Origin of the sequence: Pseudomonas sp. MF6396, from assembly GCF_002018915.1 — a bacterium.
Lineage (GTDB): Bacteria > Pseudomonadota > Gammaproteobacteria > Pseudomonadales > Pseudomonadaceae > Aquipseudomonas > Aquipseudomonas palmensis.
The window spans coordinates 195,291-201,833 of the sequence record NZ_MVOK01000010.1; the positions used below are offsets into that span (position 1 = coordinate 195,291).

Sequence of the window (6,543 nt, forward strand, 5' to 3'; positions counted from 1 at the left end):
TTGCTGCTTATTATCCGGTCTCCCGGGAAAGGAGATACCGATGCACGAACAACAACCGGCACCTGCCTGCGACGACATGGCGGATGTACTGATCATCGGGGGTGGCCTGAGCGGCGCCTTGTTGGCGGCGCAATTGCTGCGTCGCCCCGGACGCCGGCGCCTGCTGGTGGTCGAGCCGCGTGGGGAGCTGGGGCGTGGCGAAGCCTACAGCGCTACCGAAAACGGTCATACCCTCAATGGCAATGCGGCGCGCATGAGCGTCGATCCGGACAATCCCGATGACCTGACCCACTGGCTGCAACAGCAGATCGATGCCGGGCAGTGGCCCGAATCCGCCGAGCAGGGCGTGCCGGTGGCCGAATTGTTCCCGCCGCGAGGTCTGTTCGGTCGCTATGCCCGCCAGCGTCTGGCAGAGGCCGAGCGTGTCGGCGCCAAGGCCGGCTCCACGCTGGAGCATGTGTGTACCGAGGTGGTTGACCTGCAGGTGCACAGTGACAGGGTTCAGGCGCAATTGCAGGATGGGCGCCGGGTGCAGGCGCGCCAGGCGGTGCTGGCTACCGGCATGTTTGCCGCAGCGCGCACGGCGCAGGTGGGTGAGAACAGCCTCAACGCTGCAGCCATCGACCCCTGGGACGTGGGCGCCATGCGCACGATCGACCCGCAAGGCACAGTGTTGATCATCGGTTCCGGGCTGACCATGGTCGACACCCTGGTGTCGTTGCAACTGGCCGGGCATCGTGGGCCTGTCGAGGTATTCTCGCGCCACGGGTTGTGGCCCCACGAGCGCCGTCAGCCACCGCCCTGGGAGGATTTTCTCGAGGCGGACCCTTCGCTGCGCAGCCCGCGCCAGTTGCTGCGTGCGCTGCGCCGGCAATGCAGGCTGGCGTTGGCCCAGGGCATCGACTGGCAGGCCCCGCTGGACACTGTGCGGGTGCATATCCCCAGGCTGTGGAGCCAGGCCAGTGACCGCGAACGCCGCCAGTTCGTGCGCCATGTGCGGCCCTGGTGGGAAAGCCATCATCACCGTTCGCCGCCCCAGGGTGCAGCGCTGCTGGAGCGGTTGCGCCAGGAGGGGCGCCTGCATATTCATGCGGCCTCCCTGCAGAGGGTCGAACCGGCTACCGGAGCCGGGGTGGGGGTGCGTCTGCGGTTTCGCGGCGAGGCCCAGGCGACGCGGGTCGAGGGTGCCGCGCTGGTCAACTCCACCGGTATCGAGTATGACTGGCGGCGCGTGGCGCGCCCGCTGCCGCAAGCATTGCTGCAGCGCAGGCTGATCCGGCCAGGGCCGCTGGCCCTTGGAATTGATGCCGACCCGCAGGGCGCAGTGATCGATGCCGATGGCGCGGTCAGTACGCGCCTGTTTGCGATGGGCCCGCCGCTACGTGGCCTGTGGTGGGAAAGTACTGCCGTAACCGCCGTGGCGTTGCAGGCCAAGGGATTGGCTGCTCGTCTGACGCGGGGGCCTGAGTCATCACCGTAATGATATTTTCGTTATATAAATATGAAAATTGATAATTAATGGTTCTATGCGTGTTCGTGCACTATAGATGCACGACTACTCCACGCATTCAGGAAGCGCCTGGCCATGACCACACTCCCGCTGTATTTCGACTACGCCGCCACGACACCCGTCGACGAGCGAGTCATTCAAGTAATGGTGGAGTGTCTGGGGGTATCCGGGCGTTTTGGCAATCCGGCTTCCAGCTCCCATCGGTATGGTCAGCAGGCACGCCTGGCGGTCGAGCAGGCACGGTCCCAGGTCGCCGGCCTGGTAGGGGCGCGGGCCGATGAGATCATCTGGACGTCGGGTGCCACCGAATCCAACAACCTGGCCCTCAAAGGGCTGGCTCAGGGCCGCACAGGTGGGCATGTCATCACCAGCCGCATCGAGCACAAAGCCGTGCTCGATACTGCCCGACAGCTCGAGCTGGCAGGCATCGAGGTGACGTGGCTGAGCCCAGATGCCCAGGGGTTGATCACTGAACAGGCGGTATCGGCGGCGCTGCGTGACGACACCTTTCTGGTATCGCTGATGCTGGTCAACAATGAACTGGGCACCCTGAACGATGTGCAGGCCATCGGCGAGCGGGTGCGCCGCCACGGTGCATTGCTGCATGTGGATGCCGCCCAGGGGGCAGGCAAGGTGCCTATCGACCTGTCACGCTGGCCGGTGGACCTGATGTCGTTTTCGGCGCACAAGGTGTATGGGCCCAAAGGGATCGGTGCGCTCTACGTCGGCAAGCGCGCCGCGCCGCTGCTGCAGGCACAGATTCACGGTGGCGGGCACGAGAACGGATTGCGCTCGGGCACCCTGGCCACTCACCAGATTGCCGCCATGGGCGCAGCCTTCGCACTGGCCGGGCAGGTGCAGCAGCAGGAGGTTGCACGTATGCACCGGTTGCGTGAGCGGCTGCTGGAGCAGTTGGCCGATATTCCCGGCCTGGGGCTCAACGGCAGCCCTGTCCAGCGCATCCCTCATACGTTGAGCCTGACCTTTGGCGGTGACGGTATCGATCTGCAGGCGCTGGCCCGTACGCTGGCGTTTTCCTCGACGTCGGCCTGCAATTCGGCCAGCAGTGCGCCTTCGCATGTGCTGCTGGCGCTTGGGCATGACGAGCGTGCGGCACGGCAGACGTTGCGTCTGAGCCTGGGGCGCTATACCCGCGAAGAGGATATCGACGCCGCTGCCGGTGCCATCCACGCAGCGTTACACAATGTGCCTTTCTGGGCGGTTGCCCACGGTTGAGTGCTGCTTCATTATCGTCCACCAGAACATTGGTCGCGGTGGTGGCACAACATAATGAACAGTCAGCCTGGAATGCAGGAAGCAGTAACCGCGCGCCTGGCGCGCATGCGTGCAGTGATGAACCGCGAAGGGGTCGATGCACTGCTGGTGCCCTCGGCAGACCCGCACCTGTCCGAATACCTCCCAGGCTACTGGCAGGGGCGCCAATGGCTGTCCGGGTTTCATGGCTCGGTGGGTACGCTGGTGCTGACGGCCGATTTTGCCGGGCTTTGGGCCGACAGTCGTTACTGGGAGCAGGCCGAAAAGGAGCTGGCGGGTAGCGGTATCGCGTTGATGAAGCTGATGCCGGGTCAGCCGGGGGCCCTTGACTGGCTGGCAGAGCAGGCGCCCGCAGGCGGCACGGTGGCAGTAGACGGTGCGGTGATGCAACTGGCGTCGGCGCGGCAGCTGCAGGATCGCCTCAGGGTGCGCAATGTGCGCCTGCTCAGTGACAGGGACCTGCTGGCACAGGTGTGGCTGGAGCGGCCTGCGTTGCCAGGCAGCCCGGTTTACCAGCACCTGCCGCCGCACGCGAGCGTCAGCCGTGCCGACAAGCTGGCGCAACTGCGCACAACGCTCAAGGAGCGCGGCGCAGATTGGCATTTCATTGCGACGCTGGATGACATCGCTTGGCTGTTCAACCTGCGTGGCAGCGACGTTTCATACAACCCGGTATTCGTTTCCTTCGCATTGATCGGTCAGCATCAGGCCATTCTGTTCGTGGCATCGAGCAAGGTCGACAGCGCTGTGCGCGAGGCACTTGAGTCTGACGGGGTGCAACTGCGCGAGTATGAAGCAGTGGGCAGCGCGCTGGCAGGCATCGAGGCGGGCAGTGTCCTGCTGGTAGATCCGGCACGGGTGACCAGCGGGTTGCTGGCCAACCTCGGTGCCCAGGTGCAGCTGCTCGAAGGCATCAATCCAAGCGTTCTGTCCAAGTCGAGAAAGAGCGAGGCGGACCTCGTTCATATCAGGCAGGTGATGGAACAGGACGGTGCGGCGTTGTGCGAGTTCTTCGCGGACTTCGAAGCCGCACTGGGGCATTCGACCCTTACCGAGGTCAGTGTTGACACCTTGCTCGGCGCAGCCCGGGCTCGACGTCCCGGTCATGTGTCCCCAAGCTTTGCTACCATTGCCGCCTTCAACAGCAATGGGGCCATGCCGCATTACCGCGCCACCGACGCCTCGCATGCGCTCATCGAAGGTGATGGGCTGTTGTTGATCGATTCAGGTGGGCAGTACCTGGGAGGGACCACCGACATTACCCGTATGGTGCCCATCGGCACGCCAAGCCTGGAACAGAAGCTGGATTGCACGCGGGTGCTCAAGGGCATGATTGCACTATCCAGGGCGTGTTTTCCGCGGGGCATTGCCTCGCCTTTGCTCGATGCGATTGCCCGAGCACCGTTATGGGCCGAGCATGTGGATTACGGGCATGGCACCGGCCACGGCGTCGGCTACTTCATGAACGTGCACGAAGGGCCACAGGTGATCGCCTATCAGGCCTCGCCTGCGCCGCACACAGCCATGCAGGCCGGCATGATCACCTCCATCGAGCCGGGCACCTATCGGCCTGGGCAGTGGGGCGTGCGCATCGAGAACCTGGTGTTCACCCGGGATTCGGGCAAGAGTGGGTTTGGTGACTTTCTTGAATTCGAAACGCTGACCTTGTGCCCTATCGACACACGATGCCTGTTGCCTGAGCAACTGGGCAGCGAAGAACGCGAATGGCTCAATGATTACCACCGCACGGTGCGTGAACGGCTTTCGCCACTGCTGGCAGGTGCTGCTCTGCACTGGCTGGAACAAAGAACCGAAGCTGTCTGATCGGGCACATGAAAAAGGGCAACCTGCGGGTTGCCCTTTTTCGTTACTTGCAGATGACGATCATGCTTCGGCTGGTGTAGCCGGCGGGGTTGAGACCGAAGGGGTAGTCCCCTGGCTCGTCTTCGCCATCGCCAGACTTGGCGACGACTTTGTAGCCTTTGGTGCCGCAGGAACTGGCGGCCTTGGCGTAGCACTTGTTCCATGAAGACGACAGGCCCGAGCAGTTGATGTGCATGCCCTTCTTGCCGTGTTTGACCTCAGTTTTGGCGTTCGCCGCACAGCCAGCAATGGCCAGAATGGCTAGGATGAGCAAAATTCGTTTCATTCCTGTCCTTACAAAGAGTGTCGGGTCTGCAAGCCCGAGACGGTTACCTGCGCCTCTTCCTGATGCCTCTCGCGTCCTTGTCTTAAGTTAAAACTTCAAGCAGTGCATTGAATTACAGCTTAAACAGGGTGCCATGGCGACACAATGACAAAAACAGGTTCAAATGGAAATATTTCTCAAATCAGTCGGCTGGCACCAGTGCTGGGCTTTCCCTGCGCATGGACAGTGTGGCACCCACCGAGGCAGTAATGATCGCGGCGATGGCCAGCCATTGCGCCATGCTCAACACTTCGTTGAGAAACAGTAGTCCCGACAATGCGCCGAATGCCGGTTCGATGCTCATCAGTGTGCCGAAGGTTCGGGCGGGCAGGCGTGTCAGGGCCACCATTTCCAGGCTGTACGGCAATGCTGTCGACAGAATGGCCACGCCAATCGCCACGGGTAGCAGGGCAGGGTTGAGCAGGGCGCTGCCGGCATGAACGATGCCGATCGGCGCAACGAACAGTGCGGCAACCATGACGCCAAGTGCGGCGGTCTGAATGCCGTGCTCGGCCCCGGCTTTCTGCCCATATAGAATGTAGAGCGCCCAGCACGCGCCGGCGCCCAGTGCGTAGCCGGCGCCTACCAGGTCGATGGCCGCCCCGGTCTGCCCGATGGGTATCAGCAGCAACAGGCCGATCACTGCCAGTCCGATCCATACGAAATCCATGGCCCTGCGCGATGCGTACAACGCCACGGCCAGCGGGCCGGTGAACTCCAGGGCAACGGCGATACCCAGCGGGACACTGCGCAAGGACATATAAAAGAGAAAGTTCATGCCGCCCAATGCCAGGCCATAGATGATGACCGACTTGAGGGTGCTGGAGGTGAAGCGCGCGCGCCAGGGGCGCAGCAGCACCAGCATGATGAGGCTGGCGAAAATCAGGCGCAGCGTTGTGGTGCCTTGCGCACCTACCAGCGGGAACATGCTTTTTGCCAGCGAGGCGCCGGACTGGATGGATGCCATTGCAATTAGCAGCAGGCCAATGGGGAAGAGGCTGGAGGCCAGGCTGCGGGGGTGGGTGTTCATTGTTGGAGTTGCTTCCTTATATAGAGAGAGGCGTGTGGCCTGGCGTCTATGATGCGCAAGGAGGCGAAGATGAGCAATATAGTGCGCAACTTTCTTTGTTCATCGAATATCGCCAATTAGCCCTTGACGCACGATTTAATTTCTCTATAATTCGCCCCACTTCCGGCGCAGTCGGAACGAAAAACTCCTTGAATATCAACGAGTTGGACGTTTCAGGTCAGGCTGGAGGTGCTTCGATCGAAAGATCGGCAGCGGTGAAAAAGGTGGTTGACAGCAGGTTGTAACGCTGTAGAATTCGCCTCCCGCTACGAGAGATCGAAGCGAGTCAAGTGTTTGAAGTGAAACGAAAAACTTCAAAATAAACGCTTGACAGACCCTGAGGAAAGCGTAGAATGCGCGCCTCGGTTGAGACGAAAAGTTCTTGACCAACCGCTCTTTAACAATTGAATCAAGCAATTCGTGTGGGTGCTTGTGGGCTCAGACTGATAGTCAGAAAGATTATCAGCATCACAAGTGACTGCACGAAAATCGAAAGATTTG

6 protein-coding genes are annotated in these 6,543 nt (G+C 61.6%); 4 read left to right on the forward strand and 2 right to left on the reverse strand.

What is annotated here, in order from left to right:
- Window positions 1–40: 40 nt before the first annotated feature.
- From MF6396_RS12985 to MF6396_RS12995, 3 genes are all read left to right on the forward strand, one after another.
- On the forward strand, window positions 41–1,480 hold the full coding sequence (locus MF6396_RS12985) for an FAD/NAD(P)-binding protein (RefSeq protein ID WP_078480525.1): 1,440 nt from the start codon (window positions 41–43) through the stop codon (window positions 1,478–1,480).
- Between the two features lie 105 nt (window positions 1,481–1,585).
- Entirely contained in the window at window positions 1,586–2,746 is a 1,161-nt protein-coding gene (locus tag MF6396_RS12990) for a cysteine desulfurase family protein (protein WP_078480526.1), read from the forward strand.
- A 54-nt stretch (window positions 2,747–2,800) separates the two neighbouring features.
- Complete coding sequence (locus MF6396_RS12995) at window positions 2,801–4,609, forward strand: aminopeptidase P family protein (protein WP_078480528.1); 1,809 nt, start codon at window positions 2,801–2,803, stop codon at window positions 4,607–4,609.
- A 43-nt stretch (window positions 4,610–4,652) separates the two neighbouring features.
- Here MF6396_RS12995 and MF6396_RS13000 read toward each other — a convergent pair whose 3' ends face one another.
- On the reverse strand, window positions 4,653–4,934 hold the full coding sequence (locus MF6396_RS13000) for a hypothetical protein (protein WP_043859840.1): 282 nt from the start codon (window positions 4,932–4,934) through the stop codon (window positions 4,653–4,655).
- A 181-nt stretch (window positions 4,935–5,115) separates the two neighbouring features.
- Window positions 5,116–6,003, reverse strand: coding sequence for a threonine/homoserine exporter RhtA (gene rhtA / locus MF6396_RS13005; RefSeq protein WP_078480529.1), 888 nt, complete (start codon window positions 6,001–6,003; stop codon window positions 5,116–5,118).
- Window positions 6,004–6,005: 2 nt separating this feature from the next.
- Between rhtA and MF6396_RS28670 the strand changes: the two genes are divergently transcribed.
- Entirely contained in the window at window positions 6,006–6,287 is a 282-nt protein-coding gene (locus MF6396_RS28670; RefSeq protein ID WP_161493034.1) for a hypothetical protein, read from the forward strand.
- The last annotated feature ends 256 nt before the right edge of the window (window positions 6,288–6,543 follow it).